Below are 2,226 nucleotides of genomic sequence, written 5' to 3'. Positions count from 1 at the left end.
CACCCGCATGCTCCCCGCCGACGAGCAGCCGGCCGACCGCCCGACGGCCGGACCGCAGGGCACCCGCATGCTCCCCGCCGACGAGCAGCCGGCCGACCGCCCGACGGCCGGACCGCAGGGCACCCGCATGCTCCCCGCCGACGAGCAGCCGGCCGCGCCGCCCGCGCCCCGGTGGAGCGGCTCCGCGCCCGTCCCTCCCCCGCCGCCGCGCAAGCGGGCCTGGGGCGAGTCGGCCGAGCCCACGCCGGTGCCGCCGAGCCCGGCGGAGCCGCCCGAGCACCGCACCCCGGTGGACCCGTGGGCCGGCGCGGACACCGGCGGGTGGGACCTGCCGCCGGCCGAACTGCCGCCGCTGCCACCTACGCGGTCGTACCCGGCCGCGCCGCCGGCCCGGTCACACCCCGTGCCGCCGGCACCGCCCGTCCGCTCCCCCGCGCCGCCGCCCCCGCCGCGTTCCGCCCCGCCGCCGGTCGCCTACCCGGTGTCGCCGCCACCGGTCGCGTACCCGGTGTCGCCGCCGCCGGTCGCGTACCCGGCCCCGCCGCCGGTCTCCCGGGCACCCGTCCCGGTGCGGCCGACGCCTGCCCCGCCCCCGCCGCCCCCGCCGCCGAGGCAGCGGCGGGCGAAGACGGCGCCGGCCGGACCGCCGCCCGGCTTCCAGGCCCCCAAGGGGTACGTCCCGGTCGCCGTCCGCAAACGTCGCCGCTGGCCGTGGGTGCTGCTGCTGACCCTGCTCTGCTGCTGTGGCTGCCCGGCCTACTACGGGACGCCGATGGTCACGCAGTACCCGGCCAGCGCCGCCCTGCCCGCCGAGGTGGCCGACCTGCGGCTGCGCGACGACAGCCGCAGCAAGGAGACCGCCAGGCAACTGGAGGCCGAGGTACGCAAGGCGCACTGGCTGGCCGAGGACACCTTCGCCGGCGTCTACGGCACGTCCGGCGGCAAGCGGGTGACGGTCTTCGGCGGCACCGGTTTCCGGTTCACCCCCGAGTCGGACGCGCAGGACGAGATCACCCGGCTCACCGGGCAGTACTCCCTGGGCGAGGCGCAGGAGGTCGACACCGGCGTACGCGGTCGGCACGGGCGTTGCGCGGTGGGCCGTGTCGACGGCGACGACGTGGTGGTCTGCACCTCCGTCGACCACGGCAGCATCGCCACCGCGGTCTTCACCCGGCTCTCCGTCGACGACAGCGCCGCCCTGCTCGGCACCCTGCGGGAGCAGATCGTCACCCCCAAGCAGGGCTGAGCAGGGCCTTCTTCCCCCGGGCGACCGGATCCCGCCCGACGCGCGGATGGCCCGCGCCATCGCCCAGCTCGGCCGGCTCGGCGACGTGGACGACGTCGTCCGCCCGGAGAAGCGGCGCGGCGACACGCCGCACCGTGACAGCTCAGCCGGCGTCCGGCTGCTGCGCGCGGGGCGGCGCGTAGCGGGGCACGTACTCCTGGCCGGTGAGCTTCTGGATCTCGGTCATGATCTCGTCGGTGATCTCCCGCAGCGACGTGCGGTCGTCCGGCCGGCCGGTGAAGTCCAGCGGCTTGCCGAACCGTACGGTGATCTTGGCGCGGCCGGGACGGGGCACCCGGGTGCCGATGGGCTGGGCCTTGTCGGTGCCGATCATGCCGACCGGGATGACCGGCACGCCGGCCGCCACCGCCAGCCGGGCCGCGCCGGTGCGCCCTCGGTAGAGCCGGCCGTCCGGCGAGCGGGTCCCCTCGGGATAGACGGCGACCAGGTCGCCGGCCTTGAGCACCGGGATGGCGGCGTCGAACGCGGCCAGCGCCGCCCGGCCGCCGGCCCGCTCGACCGGGATGGCCCCCAGGCCGGTGAGCACGAACTTGGAGAAGGCGCCCTTCGGGCCGGTGCCCTTGAAGTACTCCGACTTGGCCCAGAACGCCAGGTGCCGGGGCACGACCGTGCCGAGGAAGAGCTCGTCGGCGACGGAGAGGTGGTTGCCCGCGAAGATCGCACCACCGGTCTCCGGGATGTGCTCCAACCCCTCCACGGTCGGACGGAAGGCCAACCGGAGCGCGGGCGCCACGGTGAGCTTGCCGATGGTGTAGAGCAGGGGCACTGGTCCTCCGGCGGATCGTGTGCGGGCAGGCGGTGTCACGGTAGCGGACGGGTCCACGTGGCCCCGCGGGGGTGGCGGTGCCGGCCCGGCTGGTGAGCGGGCCTGTCGGGCGCGGGCGGGGCCGGTGGTGGCGGCCCGGCGGAGCACGCCGGGC

At 77.2% G+C, this 2,226-nt stretch carries 2 protein-coding genes; one reads left to right on the top strand and one right to left on the bottom strand.

Translation table 11 applies throughout. The features are described from left to right. The first annotated feature begins 127 nt into the window (after positions 1–127). Positions 128–1,246, top strand: coding sequence for a hypothetical protein (locus tag AB0L34_RS33640; RefSeq protein ID WP_363709696.1), 1,119 nt, complete (start codon positions 128–130; stop codon positions 1,244–1,246). 142 nt (positions 1,247–1,388) lie between these two features. On the opposite strand, the gene AB0L34_RS33635 is transcribed toward AB0L34_RS33640, so the two are convergent. After that, positions 1,389–2,072, bottom strand: a complete 684-nt coding sequence (locus AB0L34_RS33635; protein WP_363709694.1) for a lysophospholipid acyltransferase family protein — start codon at positions 2,070–2,072, stop codon at positions 1,389–1,391. Between the last annotated feature and the right edge of the window lie 154 nt (positions 2,073–2,226).

This window comes from Micromonospora sp. NPDC052213 (genome assembly GCF_040679695.1).
Classification (GTDB): Bacteria; Actinomycetota; Actinomycetes; order Mycobacteriales; family Micromonosporaceae; genus Micromonospora.
The sequence above is the reverse complement of the archived record's forward strand: the minus strand, read 5'-3'. Positions and strand labels throughout refer to the sequence as shown.